This is a genomic window from Pararhizobium sp. LjRoot255, from assembly GCF_964252905.1.
GTDB lineage: Bacteria > Pseudomonadota > Alphaproteobacteria > Rhizobiales > Rhizobiaceae > Pararhizobium.
Genome location: NZ_CAXUPQ020000002.1, coordinates 947991 through 963242, shown reverse-complemented (window position 1 = coordinate 963242; position 15252 = coordinate 947991). Strand labels below are relative to the sequence as shown.

Genomic DNA, 15252 nt, shown 5'->3' with positions numbered 1-15252 from the left:
GCGCGCCATGACCATCACGATCTTTCTCGGCGCGCTGCTTGGTCCCATGGCACTCGGCGTGCCGATTGCCTTCGCGCTGATCATCACCGGTGTCGCGCTGATGATGTATCTCGGCCTGTTCGACGCCCAGATCATCGCGCAGAACGTCTTGAACGGCGCCGACAGTTTTCCGCTGATGGCTGTGCCGTTCTTCCTTCTGGCGGGTGAAGTCATGAATACAGGCGGCCTGTCTCGCCGCATTGTCGATCTCGCCATGGCGATGGTCGGCCATATTCGCGGCGGGCTCGGTTTCGTGGCGATCTTTGCGGCCTGCATTCTTTCCAGCCTCTCCGGCTCGGCCGTGGCGGATGCGGCGGCACTTGGCGCTTTGCTTTTCCCGATGATGCTAAAATCAGGCCATGATCCAGCGCGCACGGGCGGCTTGCTCGCATCGGCCTCGGTTATCGGCCCGATTATCCCGCCATCGATCGGCTTCATCCTCTATGGCGTGGTCGGCGGCGTTTCGATCACCAAGCTCTTCCTCGCGGGCATTTTTCCCGGCTTGATGATTGCGGCGGCCCTCTGCGTCACCTGGATGATCGTTGCCCGCAAGGAGCAGTTTGCATTGCCCGAAAAACAAAGCGGCGCGGTGCGGCTGAAGGCATTCCTCGACAGCATCTGGGCGCTCATGCTACCGCTGATCATCATTGTCGGGCTGAAGTTCGGGGTGTTCACGCCGACGGAAGCCGGCGTCGTCGCGGCGGTCTACTCGCTTTTCGTGTCGATGGTGATCTACCGCGAACTACCGCCCGCCAAGCTGTTCCACGTCTTCGTGGCAGCGGCGAAGATTACCTCGGTCGTGATGTTCCTGGTCGCCTGCGCCGCCGTTTCGGCCTGGCTGATCACCGTCGCGGACGTCCCCGGCGATCTGGCAAGGCTCGTTGAGCCTCTGATGGACAACCAGACCCTCCTCCTTCTCGCAATCATGGGCCTGGTCATCCTCGTCGGCACTGCGATGGACATGACGCCGACCATCCTCGTCATGACACCCGTCCTGATGCCGATCATCAAACAGGCGGGCATCGATCCAGTCTATTTCGGTGTTCTGTTCATCATCAACAACGCGATCGGCCTGATCACGCCGCCGGTCGGCACGGTTTTGAACGTGATCTGCGGCGTTTCCAAACTGAACATGGAGGAGTTGATGAAGGGTGTGTTGCCCTTCCTGATCGCCGAAGTGATCGTCCTTCTGCTGCTCGTGGTGTTTCCGCAACTGGTGACCGTCCCGGTCGCCTGGCTCGGACGATAGCGCCTGTAACTGCGAATGAAATTCAACGGCCGATGGGAGAACCCGGCCAAATTCGGGAGGAAGACATGTTGAATAGACTGATGAAACTGGCACTTGGCCTTGCCGTGCCCTTCGCATTGCTCACCGCCGGTCCGGCGCTTGCCGAAATCCGCGAGCACCAGCTCAAATTCGCGGCCGCCAACAATAAAGGCCACCCGCAGGTAACCGGCATGGAGAAATTTGCCGAACTGGTCTCGGCAAAGAGCGTCGGCAAGATAGAGGTCAAGCTCTTTCCCGGCGGCGTCCTCGGCGGCGACGTGCAGACCGTTTCGGCGCTTCAGGGCGGCGTGATCGAGATGACGGTGCTGAACGCCGGCATTCTCGCGGGCAACGTCAAGGAGTTCGGCGCCGTCGATCTGCCCTTCCTCTTCAACAATGGCGAGGAAGCCGACAAGGTGATGGACGGTGCTTTCGGCACGAGCCTAATGGAGCGCCTGCCAGACACCGGCCTCGTCGGCCTTGCCTATTGGGAGCTCGGCTTCCGCAATCTCACCAACAACCGTCATCCGGTCACCAAGCTTGAGGATATCAAGGGCCTGAAGATCCGCACGATCCAGTCGCCGATCCCGATCGAGCTGTTCAACACCCTCGGCGCCAATGCCGTGCCGCTGCCCTACACCGAGCTCTACACCGCGCTGGAGACCGGCACGGTGGATGGTCAGGAAAACCCGGCGGCCAATATCCTCAACGCCAAGTTCTATGAAGTGCAGAAGTACATGACGGTGACCCGTCACCAGTACAACCCGCAGATCGTGCTGATCAGCAAGAAGTTCTGGGACGGCCTCAACGACGAGGAAAGGGCCGTCTTCCAGTCGGCCGCCACGGAAGCCCGCGACTATCAGCGCAAGGTTTCGCGCGAACTCGACGCAAAGGCGATCGCTGAGATCAAGGCGACCGGCATGGAAGTCAGCGAACTCTCGGCCGAAGAAACGCAGAAGCTGCGCGAAGCGGTCAAGCCGGTGATCGACAAGTTCAGCGCCGAAATCGGGGCCGATACCGTCGCCGCCCTGTACAAGGAACTGGGCGCCGTGCGCGGACAGTAAGCTTGGCGCCGGCCTGCGTAAACGGCGGGCCGGCGTCCCCCGATCAATGGAACCAGTTGAGATGACCGAGACACTCCTCAAACCGCTGAAGGCCGGATTGATCGGCGCCGGCATCCAGGCCTCACTCACGCCTGCAATGCATATGCGCGAAGGTGCAGCACAGGGCCTGTCCTATGCTTATGAGCTGATCGATCTCAACCAGCGTGGCGCGACGCCCGCGGACTTGCCGCAACTCTTGCGGGAGGCGGAGCTCAAAGGCCTTTCCGGCCTGAACGTCACCCATCCCTGCAAGCAGCTGATCATCCCTTTCCTCGATGAGCTGTCGGACGAAGCCCGCGATCTCGGCGCGGTAAACACGGTTGTGCTGAAGGGTGGCCGCCGCCACGGCCACAACACCGACTGGTGGGGTTTTGCCGAGAGCTTTCGCCGCGGCCTACCCAATGCCGACCTTTCGTCCGCCGTACAGCTTGGTGCCGGCGGTGCCGGTGTCGCCACTGCCTATGCGATCCTCTCGCTCGGTCTCAGGTCGCTGATCGTTTTCGACCGGGAGACCGACCGCGCCGAAACGCTGGCCACAAGCATGTCCGCCCTTTTTCCGGATGCGGACGTCCGTGCTGGAGGCGATCTCGCTTCCGCGATGAAAGCCGCCACCGGCCTGATCCACGCGACACCAACGGGCATGGAGAAATACCCCGGGATGCCCCTTCCCGCCGAAATGCTGGAGCCCCGCCATTGGGTCGCCGAGGTCGTTTACTTCCCCCTGGAGACCGAGCTTCTCGCTGAGGCAAGGCGGCGCGGCTGCAACACGCTCGACGGCGGCGGCATGGCTGTTTTCCAGGCCGTGGGCGCCTTTCGCCTCTTCACGGGACGCGAGCCCGATGCCGCCCGCATGCTCGCCCATTTCAAGGCTTTGACCGCCTGAGCCGCAGCCGAGGAGACCGAGATGAAGACTTCGATCGCAACCGTCTCTCTCAGTGGAGATCTGCGCGACAAGCTGGACGCCATCGCGAAGGCCGGCTTCGACGGCGTCGAGATCTTCGAGAACGATTTCCTGGTCTTTGATGAAAGTCCACGCGATGTCGGTCGCATGGTGCGCGACTACGGGCTGGAGATCACCCTGTTCCAGCCGTTCCGCGATTTCGAAGGCATGCCGGAACCGTTGCGCAGCCGAACCTTCGACCGGGCCGAGCGGAAATTCGACCTGATGCAGGAAATGGGCACCGACCTGGTGCTCGTCTGCTCCAATGTCTCGTCGGCGGCGATCGGCGGTCTGGATCGGGCCGCGGCGGACTTTCATGAGCTCGGCGACCGGGCCGCGAAACGCGGACTGCGCGTCGGCTACGAGGCGCTGGCCTGGGGCCGTCACATCCACGACCATCGCGATGCCTGGGAAATCGTCCGCCGTGCCGACCATCCGAACATCGGCCTGATCCTCGACAGCTTCCATACGCTGTCGCGCAAGATCGACGTCAACTCGATCCGCTCGATCCCGAAGGAAAAGATCTTCATCATTCAGCTTGCCGATGCGCCGCTGATCGACATGGATCTGCTTTACTGGAGCCGGCATTTCCGCAACATGCCGGGTGAAGGCGACCTGCCTGTGCTCGACTTCATGCGCGCCGTGGCGGCCACCGGTTATGACGGCTACCTGTCGCTGGAAATCTTCAACGACCAGTTCCGCGGCGGATCCCCCAAGGCGATCGCCCTCGATGGCTATCGCTCGCTGCTCTATCTCGGCGACCAGGTGCGGCGTGCTGAGCCCGAAAGCCTCCTCGCCGTGCCGGATATGCCGGCGCGGGCTACCGTTGAGGGTGTCGCCTTCATCGAGTTTGCGATCGATGAAGCGGAAGCGCCGCAGCTTGAGGCGCTGATTGGGACACTCGGGTTCCGTAAGGCAGCGAAGCACAAGACCAAGGATGTCGCAGTCTTCCGCCAGGGTGACATAAATCTCGTAGTAAACACGGAAAGCCGCGGCTTCGCCGCCTCGTCCTATCTCGTGCATGGCACGTCCGCCTATGCCATAGGCCTGCGCGTCGACGACGCGAAAGCTGCGCACAGCCGTGCCGTGGCGCTTGGCGCCGAATCCTTCGCGCAGCCGCTCGATCCTGGCGAGATCGAAATGCCGGCCGTGCGCGGCGTGGGCGGTGGCATCGTCTATTTCCTCGATCGTAAAAGCGCGCTTGCGCGCATATGGGATGTGGAATTCGAGGCTATAGAGAATACGTCAATGCTGTCTCCGGCGGGCCTGAAGGTGATCGACCACGTTGCCCAGACCATGCAATATGACGAACTGCTGACGTGGCTGCTCTTCTACACATCCCTGCTGGACGCACACAAGACGCCGGTTGTCGACATCATCGATCCATCGGGTATCGTCCGCAGCCAGGTCGTGGAAAATTCCGCAGGATCGTTGCGCATCACCATGAACGGCGCTGAAAACCGCAATACCCTTGCCGGCCGCTTCATCGCCGAGACTTTCGGCTCCGGCATCCAGCACCTGGCCTTCAGGACCGACGATATCTTCGCGACGGCGGCAGCACTCTCGGCGAACGGCTTTGTTTCCCTGGCGATTTCGCCGAATTACTACGACGATCTCGAAGCGCGATTCGGGCTTAATCCGCAGATGAGCGAGCAGCTGAGGACGCACAATATCCTGTACGACCGGGACGCGCATGGCGAATATTTCCAGCTCTACAGCCCGACCTTCGGCGAAGGTTTTTTCTTCGAAATCGTCGAACGTAAAGGCTATCGCGGTTATGGCGCGGCAAACGCGATCTTCCGCATCGCCGCGCTGCGCAAACATCTGAGGCCGGCCGGAATGCCGCGGACCTAGCGATTTTCTCCTTCGCAAAGGCCCGGTCGAAGGAAAACCTCAGACGCCGCGTTTGTTGCCCCAGAGCAGCACGTGCAGTTGCGGCAACACGCGTGCCTCGAACCAGCGGTCCTGCGTCACCTTGTCGACCAGCCAGAGCATTCGGTCCATGATGCCATCAATATCGACCCTTGCGTCGTCGTCATTTGGCGGCGGCGGCGTGTGATTGCCAGGTTGCAGATAAACCGGCAGATCGGGATAGCGCGCTGCGGCTGCTTGCGCATAAAGATAGTCACGATCGTCGAAGACAACGACCTTCAGCGCGATCTGCGGTTTTTCGCCTGCCATTCGCAGACAGGTGTCGAACGCATCCCAATCCGTTTCCATGCCGCTTGACGGTGGTTTCGGGCTGAGCACGAGAACATCGAGATCGGCAAACCAGTCCTTTGCAATGCTGCCCTGCGTTTCGAGCGCAAAACGATAACCGTCGCGATGTCCGCGCTTGATGAGCGAACCGAGTGGCTGGATCGCCGGGTTGCCACCGGATAGGGAAACCGTGAGCGGTCTGTTGCCGGAAAGCCTGCTGACTTCTTCCCAGATCTCGTCGGCCGACATCGGGCGCCATTGATCGCGGTAGTCACTATCAACCGCATGCAGCGTATCACACCACGAACAGCGGTAATCGCAGCCGCCGGTCCTGACAAAGACGGTCGGCAGGCCGATCAAGATGCCCTCCCCCTGGATCGTCGGCCCAAAGATTTCGCTGACGCGGATCTGCGTCTCGCGGGCGGTGGTCATGGCCGGTATTCCGCCCACGTCTTCGGCGTTTCGCTGACGCGCACGGCCGAGGTTTCCTGCAAACGCTCCTTGCACCAGTCATAGAAATGTTTCGCCAGACATTCCGACGTGACCCGGTCATGGCCGAGAACGTCGTTCAGATGCCGATGGTCGAAACTGTCATCGATGTAGCTTTTGAGCGGCGCGAGTTCATGATAGTCCCTGACGAAACCGTTTTCATCGAGTTCGGCGGCCGAAAGCTCCACCTCGACGATATAATTGTGCCCGTGCAGCCGGGCGCATTGATGGTCGGCCGGAAGATGAATCAGCTGATGCGAGGCCGAGAAGTGAAATTCCTTGGTGATGCGGAACATTATTTCACCTCCTCGGCATTGAAGCCGGCAGTCGCAATCTCCCAGAAATGCGGATCATCGTAGTCGGTTGGATCATCGACGCCTGCGAGATGAAAAGCCTCGCGCCGTTCGACGCAGGTCCCGCAACGGCCGCAATGGCGCGCTCCACCCTTGTAGCATGACCAGGTCTCGGCAAACGGCGTGCCGTTCTTTGCGCCATCGGCCACGATGTCTGCTTTGGAGGTGGTGACGTAGGGCGCATAAAGCGAAACACTTGCATAGCCATCGAGCGCCTGGTTTTGCATCGCTTGAAACGCATCGATGAAGCCCGGCCGGCAGTCGGGATAGATGAAATGGTCGCCGCCATGCACGGCGACGGCGACCGCATCAGCCTTCTGCGCGGCGGCAAGACCGAAGGCGATAGCGAGCATGATGGCGTTGCGGTTCGGAACGACGGTGGCCTTCATCGTCTCCTCGGCATAGTGCCCGTCCGGAACGTCGACATCGTCGGTCAGCGCCGACCCAGTGAGATGGCTGCCGATATTCCGGATGTCGATGACCTGATGGGCGACGCCAAGCCGCTTTGCACAGGCGGCAGCGAAGTCCAGTTCCTTGCGATGCCGCTGTCCGTAGTCGAAGGAGAGAAGGCTGACAAGCTGATGTTCCGCGGCAACCTTATGGGCAAGCGAAACGGAGTCCAATCCGCCGGAGCAGATGACGATGGTTTTCATAACGTGATATCCCTTGTTTTGACCGGGTGGGCTGCGACCGGATTTCGGGAGGCTTCTAAAGCAAACACATCCCCTTGTGAAGGTATGCTGCGTCGTGTGCCATTGTGGGAACAACCGCAGATGGATGAAAGATGGCGTTTCTTCAGAATATGTAATAAAGTCATTCACGAAATAACGCGATGCATATTGTCGCGTCTGATCGGGGGACATCGGGAAGCCGACGGCGATCAAACATGTCCGGCTTTCACTCATACAGCCTGCGGGTTTCTCCGCGTTCTCAACGCGCATGACAGCTCAATGTTCACGATTAGATTTTGCCAGTTGGCAGGAGCGATCAGGAGGGAGCATGCCAGAGGAGACCAATGACTTCGCGGCCACGGCCGCCATCACCGTGTGGGAGGACGATCCGGCCAGCGACACAACCACCGTTGCCCCTTTGCCTGACCTTGCCAGACAGCCTTTCGGCTATCTGTTTGACACGCCCGCGCCGCCGCCCAGCGATCAAACGGGCTCGGCCGCCTTCAGGTATTGGACCGCTGCCGAAGCGCTGCGAAGGGGGGCCGATTTTTGGGCACCACAGGTCCCGGCACAATGCTGGCAGCGCGGCACCATCCTTGAAGTGTTCCTCGACAGGCGGGAGAATTTGCAAGCCGAGTACGATCGAAGATCATTGAATTTCTATCACTGGACCTTGCCCACCGAAACAATTTACACGGGTGCAAGCCCGGATTCGCTCTGCCACGAATTGGGACATGCGATCCTCGACGCAATCAAACCGGAGCTATGGGACAGGGGTGTTCCGGAGATCTCGGCCTTCCACGAATCTTTCGGGGATATGAGCGCCATTCTGTCAGCCCTGCAGGTACCATCATTGCGCGCGTCCCTCCTGGGCACTACGGGGAGCCAGCTTTATTGCAATTCCCGGCTTTCGCGGGTGGCGGAACAATTTGGCGAAACTCTTCACGCTGAAGACGCCCAACTGGCCGATCCCGATTGTCTTCGCAACGCTTGGAACGGTTTCACGTACTGCGACCCTACGAGCCTTCCGCCAGCAGCGCTTACGACACACCTCTCTTCGAGGCCGCATTCGTTTTCGCGGATATTTACCGGAGCCTTGTTCGAAGCACTTTGCGCCTTTCTCGCCCATCATGCAGCTGATAGCAGCGCGCCGACGCCGGATGAACTGTGCGACGTCAGCAAGCAGATGAGAGACATCATGGCGAAGGGCGTCCTCCACTCGGAGGTCGTGATAGGCTACTTTGCCGAAGTTGCTTACCGGATGGTGCTGGAAAGTGCGTCGATCGACCCTGCCTATCCGGCAATCCTTCAGGACATATTCGTTCGCCGCTTGATTCTCTCCGATGAAACCGCCGTGGCCATCCGGTCGCTTCAAACGGAAGCCAGAGCGGTAGAGCCTGACGAGCCGCCATCCGAGCCAGTCACGGTCGCCGTTCCCGCCTCGTCATACGGCTTGGGTGAACCGCTGCTTGTCGAAACGGGCGCTCAAACGCAGCGCTTTCTTGCCCGCAGCGGCACGCCGGGCGGCAAGTCGGTGGAACCGGCCGGCCCGGAAGTAGCGGCGGCGGCATTCGTCGCCGAACTTTTTGCCAATGGGCAGGTCGATCCCGGAGAGCACGACATAAAGATATCCAAGGACGCCGGCAGGCCCGAAGACAGGACGCATATGATCATCCGGGACGTGAAAGGCTTGTGGTTGCGCAGGCGCCTGTTCCAGTGCGGATCGTGCGGCGGCGCTTGCAGCGGTCCGCACACTGAACTGACGCCGTGATGTGCAGCGCAGAACCTTGAGCAACTGCCGGCGTATCGGATCAACAACATGCCTACTGCAATTCACTAACGCCAGGAGGACGGCATGACATCCATCAGCGAAAAAAATGCAAGTCGCGTTCAACCGAGAATAACATTGCTCGGGTTTGGCTTTCTCCTAGCCTTCGCAGGTTCGGCCATCGCCCAACCCGTGATTACCCCGAAATGCGCCTCTTCTGGCGATTATCTCTTGACGGTGACAAACCCTGCTCCCGCCGACAGGCAATTGATCATGGATCTCATTCATCGCTACCTCTGGGCATTGGACGAGCGAAAGTTCGTTGGGGTGGATGACATGCTGATCGACAACGTTGCCTACGAGTTGTGCAACGGTGCGCTTGATCAACTCCAGAAGAAGACCAGCAGGGACGAACTGACTGCTTATCTTCGCGCCATCGACACCGAAAGCGGGCGCGTCGAATTTAGAACCCGGCACATTGAAAGCAACACGCTTCTTCATGCCGTTGACGAAAACACAGTGCAGGGGAAGACAGCCCTGCTGGTTACGCTGCAATTCGCAGCAATCGAAATGCCGATCCTCGACTATACTGCAACCTTTGAGACGACCTTCCGGAGGGACGGCGGCCTTTGGAAATTCGCGACGATGAAGCTCATCACCGACGGAGCCGAAGTTGTGTTGAGAGCGCGTTGAGCGACCACCCCCGGCATTTTCCTTGCGAAGCTTGGAGATGGCCTTGAAAAGTATCGGTTTTATCCTGATCCCGATCGCGGCGATCGGGTTGATCGGCTCTACTTGGCCATTGCCGGGGCGCGGCGACACGGCGGAAATCCATCGGCTTGGCTCGCGTATGGCTGCCGCGGCCATGCGGACCAGCGGCAGATCGGCGTGCCGCGGTAACGATCGCTGCGACCGGTTGACCGGCTGCATCGCGCCGTCGCCGCCGGCAGGGCCAATTGCCGAGGCTCTCCCGGACGACGAGAAACACCGTCTTTACGCCCGTGATCTGCGGGCCTTCCGACTGTGCCGCCGATTGGTTCAGTCGGCCGCAAACACGACGGACACCGATATCAGGCGTGCCAGCGCGGGCGCGTTCCGGCCCGAAGAGCGCATCTTTGCCGAGATCGTGCAGCGCTGGAACGGCGACTTCCTCTGGGCACCGGCGACTGCCAGCAGCAACGCTGTGACGCAGTTCGGCGACGAGGCGCGCGCGGTGTTCGGCCCGATCCCGGAAGGGGACTGCGCTGGCGATACGGCGAAGACGATCCCTCTGGAGGTCGAGGGCAATATCGTGGACCTGAAGCCCAATCCCGGCAAGGCGGGTAGCCCGCTGGAATTCGAACACCGTAATGCGGACGGCACTCTCGTCAAGTGGACGCGGACCCTTGCGCAATGCGACAAGCCTTCGCTTGCCGGCAACGTGACCTATTGCGGCATGAACTCGCGCCTGAACCGCCTGGTAAAAGGCAATGTGGAATGGCTGACCTTCTGCCGCAAATCGACGTCGCATCCAGGGATCGAGCCTGAACCCTACTGGCGGAAATCAAACCCGAAGTTCGCCCGGCTGGGAACAATCGGCTTCAACCGGGAGACCGGCGAGATCGTGTTCTTCGACGGACGCAAGGACCGGGCCGAATTCGACTGGTCGCAACGATTTGTACCGCCTGGCGGCAACTCCTACTCCGATCACAACGGCCGCGCGCGCGCAGAGGCACTTTACGATCCGACATTCCAGGTTCAGTGCTCGGCCTGTCACGACAACAAGAACGCCTCTGTCGTCGCGCCCCATATCGGGCTGGCACGGGTAGGTTATCGCGCCGGATCTCAAGGTCAGGAAGCGGCCGCTTTCAGCCTCGGCAACTACCTTCCCGAAACGTCACGCAATGAGCAACGACCGTTCCGCGTCATCGGCTCCGGCTATACCAGCACGTACGGTGCCGAGTTGCGTCAGGCGAGGACCGTCCGTGACCCTACGGGGAATTGCACAGAATGCCACACGTTGACGACGCAGGTCACAGGGCAGCGCCTCGCGCCGGATGCGGTCGCACAGGAGCCGTTTATCGCGGACCCGACCTGGGCCCAACTTCTGCAAGTGCGGGCGGAACGGATGAAATTGAAGGAGATCAACTCTCATCGGACGAACTGGGCATTGCGCTCGGGGGCGGGCAAGATCCATCCTTGGATGTTGCCCTACCATGGTAACGATCTGTCGTCCGCGGCACCGGAAATCAGTTCCGCTGATTGGCGGAAGCTGAGCAATTGCCTTTGGGGAGCGGGGGCCGCCGAATGCGGCTATCGTCCCCTTTATACCGCCTGCCCCGCCCCCGGATCGGTAGCGCAGGGCGACGGTTCCGGGCCTGCCAATGTCTCCACCGCCGTGCTTCCATTGCCGGCCGGCGAGATCGGTGCCGAACGACTGCTTCGCGTGAGCTGGCGTTATCTCAACAGCTATGGTGCTGTCCCGCAACGGGACGATGTTCGTTTCAATATGGCGGTGAAGACGGCGGCCATCCCGCAATCCGGGCGGGCGCCGCTTGCAAGCGACTATCCGGGGCTTGATGAAGCCAGAGGAGAGAATTTCACGACTGTCGACGGCGAAACTGGCACTTCCGGCACCGCCATGCTTATCCGGAACGCCTCCTATTTCGGGCACGCAAAGTTTACCGAACCGACACCCTCGACTGTTTTGCGCGAGTTCAGGATAGACCTGCCAGCCCAATGCGGCAGGCGATACCTTGTCCGTCTTCTTCCAAAGAGGCTCTGCTTCGATCAAAGCGACACGGCATATGCGGAAAAAGGGCAGCTCCTATACGCCGACATACGATGCGATTGAAACTCGGTCCTCTTCGACGCCGTGGGAGGCCAATCAACGGCTTCGCCAACAACGCCCTGGCATGTTATCGTTCGCTAAAAGATACCCGAAAGCAGAGTGATCGAGGGCATAGCTGCTCCACTGGGGGTCTCGATGGACAACGTCAGGAAATGGCTGGGTCAACTGAGGCTCGACCACCTCGCCGATACATTCGCCGAATGCCAGATTGACTTCGACAGCCTCCGTCTCCTGTCGGACCAGGATCTGCAGGAGATGCGGATCCCCTTGGGGCCACGCAGGAAAATTCTCGCCGGCATAAAGCTGCTCAACGAAGAGGATGGCAGCCGATTGCCCCCGACAACGGTCGAGCGCCGTCAGCTGACAATCCTGTTTTGCGATCTGGTCGGTTCAACCGAATATGCGGTTCGGATGGATCCGGAAGACTTCAGCAAGTTGACGCGCACCTATCTCGCACGATGCACCAGCGCAGTGAAAAGCCACAACGGCATTGTCGCAAACTATATCGGCGATGCTCTCCAGGCCCTGTTCGGTTACCCGATAGCGGAGGAGGACGACGCGGAACGGGCGCTTGAGCTCGCATTCGACATTCTCAACCTCGTGCCTCGCATACCGGTGCCGGATGGGCCGCCCCTGCAGGTTCGCATTGGAGTGGCCAGCGGCTTGGTCGTTGTCGGAGATTTTCTCGGTGCGCCAGCCGGCGTTTCCACGGTCGCGTTGGGGTCCATTCCCAACCTGGCGCAGCGGCTCCAGACGCTCGCCGATCCGCAAACGATCCTGACGGACCAAAAGACCTACGAGACCGCAGCCGGCGCATTCGTCTTTACCGATCTCGGCCCGCAATCACTGAAGGGTTTTTCCGACCAGGTGCAGGTTTGGCGGGTCGAAAAGCCGCGCGCCCTCGAAAACCGATTTGCAAAGCGGACGCGCTTGACCGAACTGGTCGGCCGTCGCCGGGAAATGACCCGTTTGCTCGAACTTTGGCACAGGGTGGCTGCGGATCATCGCGGCGAGACAGCCTTGATCTCCGGCGAACCCGGGATCGGAAAGTCGCGTCTGATTTTCGAAGTCCAGCGCCGCATCCCGCGATGCACCTATTTGACGCTTCAGTGCTCGAGCGCCTATTCCAACACCGCCCTGTTCCCCTTCCTCACGCTTCTCAAGCGCTATGCCGGCATTCACGCCGACGATCCGGCCCATGTAAGTCTGGAAAAACTGGAAGCGGTGCTCGCACTGAGCGATGTTCCCCTGTCCGAATCAGTGTCGATATTTGCTGGATTGCTGTCCATCGACCAGACGCGCTGCCCGCCGTCCGAGCTGACATCCACACGGCAACGGGATGTTTCACATAGAATCCTGATCGACTGGCTGCATTCCGTCTCGCGGATCAATCCGGTCCTGCTGTCGATCGAGGACGAACAATGGATCGATCCCTCGTCGGGCGCCGTTCTGGAAACGCTTATCGGAGAAGCCACCTCCTTCCCAATGCTCATCCTGGTCACGACGCGCGAAAAATCACTGCGGACGCATCCGGAGCCGGAGAAGCTGCATCGAATAAGGTTGGAGCGGCTGAACGACGCCGAGGCGCAGACGCTCGTTTCCAACGTTGCCAAAGGCCAAAACCTGCCGGATGAAACCAGCATCTCGGTTCTGAGCAGGGCTGAAGGTGTGCCGCTCTATGTCGAGGAACTGGCGCGCGCCGCTTTGGAGACGGGCCTTTCCTTCGACCGTGTCGAATCAGGTTCGCAAAGGCCCGCAGTCGGGGTTCCAAGTTCGCTGCAATCCTCCCTGCTCTCGCGGCTGGACAAGCTTGGATCCGGCAAGACCATAGCCCAAATTGCCTCTGTAATCGGACGCGAATTCGATTTTAACCTGCTTGCTCACCTTTGCGACCTTTCGCCCGCCGCTCTCAATTCGACATTGCGGCATCTTACATCGTCGGGACTGATTTCACCGCAATTGGCGACGAGCGGACAATATTACACATTCACGCACGCGCTGTTACAGGAAGCCGCGCACGACACGCTGCTGCACGAGAGATGCCGGGAACTCCACAAGAAAGTCGCTGAAGCCCTCGAACGTATCCATCCGAAGTTGGCGGCGGAGCACCCTGAAGTGCTCGCCCAGCACTTCGCCGAGGCCGAATTGTTCGAACAGGCCGCCGACTGCTGGCTAACCGCCGGGCTCAATATTGGAAAGACGTGGGCTAAGGTGGAGGCCGCGAACATGTTCGCGAATGGACTGGCATGCCTTGCCAAACTACCGGCGTCTGCCGAACGCGACCGGAAGGAATTGCGGCTCGAGCTGGAGCGAGGAGATGTTCTCTATGCGACCTTCGGCTATGTCACCAAGGAAGGGAGCGCCGCGTACCGCAATGTCATGCGGCTCAGCGAAAAATTAGACGATTCCGATGCGCCGATCCGCGCTCTTGACGGGCTTTTCGGAACGGCTTTCAACTCTGCTCACTTCTCGGACGCGGAATGGGCGAGCGATCAACTGCTCGAAATCGGCAGAAACCGCAATAATCTCAAGGCACTAGTACTGGGACTGCAATTCAAGGGCATGAGTCTCTTCGCCCAGGGGCATATCAGGCAAGCGCGCGACTACCTCGAACAATCTCTTCAATACGAGGCTCGAGCAAGCGAGATCGGCAGCGATTTCCCGAGCATGACGATGCTCTATCTCTCCTGGACACTGCAGTTGGCCGGCTCCGACGAGGCCGCGCTGCAAATGTATCGCGCCGCCGAAATCAACGCGCGCCAGCATTCCGCCTATAGGCTTGCAGCTTGCCTCGGCAATGGCTGCATTCTCATGGCTCTTCGCAACGACGTCAGCCCGCTTCGGGAGATGATCGGCGAATTGATCCCGCTTGCGGAAGAGAACGGATTTCGCATGTGGCTGAACATGGCCTCGTTCTTCCAGGGGTTTATCATGGCCCGAACAGATGGCGATGTGCGTGGTTTGGAGAAGATGCGCAAGACATGTGACAATCTCGGCGAGCAGGAAATCGACAAATCCTGTTATCTTGGACTGCTCGCCGACTGCTATCTCGAAACAGGCGATATCGAGAACGCCGCCTCCACGCTCAACCAGGCGCTCACTCTCGTCAGCCACACGGGCGAACATTATTTTACCGCCGAGCTGTTGAGGCTCAAGGCAGAAGTGCTGCGGCGCACCAATCCGTCGGCAGATGATATCGAAGGTTCGTTTCAGGAGGCCATCGCGTTTGCGCGCAACCAGGGCGCTGCAAACTGGGAGCGCAAGACAATGGAAAGCCTCGCCAAACTGTCGCAGTTTTCAGATTGAGATAGTCCCGGGAATCTACGGGATTCAAGCGAGAGGCTGCGGCTCCAGCAGGTTGCTCGCATCGCGCCATCGGACGTATCCTGCCGGCTTATCCGAACAAACCTAGTCCTTGAGCACAAGCACCGAACCGGCAACAAGAATGCATCCAAAGTCGCAGGATTTCACGCCCATTCCACAAAAGCGCCCCATGAAACGGATCAAAGACCAGGCCGAAGCCATTTTCATGATGGATCGGGTGGCCGAAATGGGGATCCAATGACCAGTTTCGCCCCATCATTTTCTGGTAC

At 59.9% G+C, this 15252-nt stretch carries 11 protein-coding genes; 8 read left to right on the top strand and 3 right to left on the bottom strand.

Features of this window, described 5'->3' with window-relative positions; translation table 11 throughout:
- Positions 1 to 7 precede the first annotated feature (7 nt).
- The 4 genes from ACSQ2W_RS23615 to ACSQ2W_RS23600 all read left to right on the top strand — a co-directional run bounded on the left by ACSQ2W_RS23615 (position 8) and on the right by ACSQ2W_RS23600 (position 5203).
- The gene (locus ACSQ2W_RS23615; RefSeq protein ID WP_436088573.1) at positions 8 to 1288 is read left to right on the top strand and encodes a TRAP transporter large permease; all 1281 of its coding nucleotides are present in this window, start codon (positions 8 to 10) and stop codon (positions 1286 to 1288) included.
- Positions 1289 to 1353: 65 nt separating this feature from the next.
- Complete coding sequence (locus ACSQ2W_RS23610; protein WP_436088572.1) at positions 1354 to 2370, top strand: TRAP transporter substrate-binding protein; 1017 nt, start codon at positions 1354 to 1356, stop codon at positions 2368 to 2370.
- Between the two features lie 61 nt (positions 2371 to 2431).
- Positions 2432 to 3292 (top strand): shikimate dehydrogenase, encoded by an 861-nt coding sequence (locus tag ACSQ2W_RS23605; protein WP_436088571.1) that lies wholly within the window; start codon positions 2432 to 2434, stop codon positions 3290 to 3292.
- 21 nt (positions 3293 to 3313) lie between these two features.
- Positions 3314 to 5203, top strand: coding sequence for a bifunctional sugar phosphate isomerase/epimerase/4-hydroxyphenylpyruvate dioxygenase family protein (locus tag ACSQ2W_RS23600; protein WP_436088570.1), 1890 nt, complete (start codon positions 3314 to 3316; stop codon positions 5201 to 5203).
- 39 nt (positions 5204 to 5242) lie between these two features.
- Here the strand turns inward: ACSQ2W_RS23600 and queE are convergent, their stop codons facing one another.
- Genes queE through queC form a run of 3 tightly spaced genes read right to left on the bottom strand, consistent with a single transcriptional unit; the run spans position 5243 to position 7043 of the window.
- Positions 5243 to 5980: a 7-carboxy-7-deazaguanine synthase QueE gene (gene queE, locus ACSQ2W_RS23595; RefSeq protein ID WP_436088569.1), complete on the bottom strand. Its 738-nt coding sequence runs from the start codon at positions 5978 to 5980 to the stop codon at positions 5243 to 5245.
- Positions 5977 to 6333, bottom strand: coding sequence for a 6-carboxytetrahydropterin synthase QueD (queD, locus tag ACSQ2W_RS23590; RefSeq protein ID WP_436083210.1), 357 nt, complete (start codon positions 6331 to 6333; stop codon positions 5977 to 5979). Before queD ends, queE begins: the two co-directional genes overlap by 4 nt.
- Entirely contained in the window at positions 6333 to 7043 is a 711-nt protein-coding gene (gene queC, locus ACSQ2W_RS23585) for a 7-cyano-7-deazaguanine synthase QueC (protein ID WP_436088568.1), read from the bottom strand. The genes queD and queC overlap by 1 nt, the downstream gene beginning before the upstream one ends.
- A gap of 346 nt (positions 7044 to 7389) precedes the next feature.
- Between queC and ACSQ2W_RS23580 the strand changes: the two genes are divergently transcribed.
- The 4 genes from ACSQ2W_RS23580 to ACSQ2W_RS23565 all read left to right on the top strand — a co-directional run bounded on the left by ACSQ2W_RS23580 (position 7390) and on the right by ACSQ2W_RS23565 (position 14965).
- Positions 7390 to 8832, top strand: coding sequence for a hypothetical protein (locus ACSQ2W_RS23580; RefSeq protein ID WP_436088567.1), 1443 nt, complete (start codon positions 7390 to 7392; stop codon positions 8830 to 8832).
- A gap of 84 nt (positions 8833 to 8916) precedes the next feature.
- A complete protein-coding gene (locus ACSQ2W_RS23575; protein WP_436088566.1) occupies positions 8917 to 9522 on the top strand; it encodes a nuclear transport factor 2 family protein in 606 nt (201 codons plus the stop codon).
- Positions 9523 to 9559: 37 nt separating this feature from the next.
- Complete coding sequence (locus tag ACSQ2W_RS23570; RefSeq protein WP_436088565.1) at positions 9560 to 11662, top strand: hypothetical protein; 2103 nt, start codon at positions 9560 to 9562, stop codon at positions 11660 to 11662.
- 132 nt (positions 11663 to 11794) lie between these two features.
- A complete protein-coding gene (locus ACSQ2W_RS23565; RefSeq protein WP_436088564.1) occupies positions 11795 to 14965 on the top strand; it encodes an ATP-binding protein in 3171 nt (1056 codons plus the stop codon).
- Positions 14966 to 15252 lie beyond the last annotated feature (287 nt).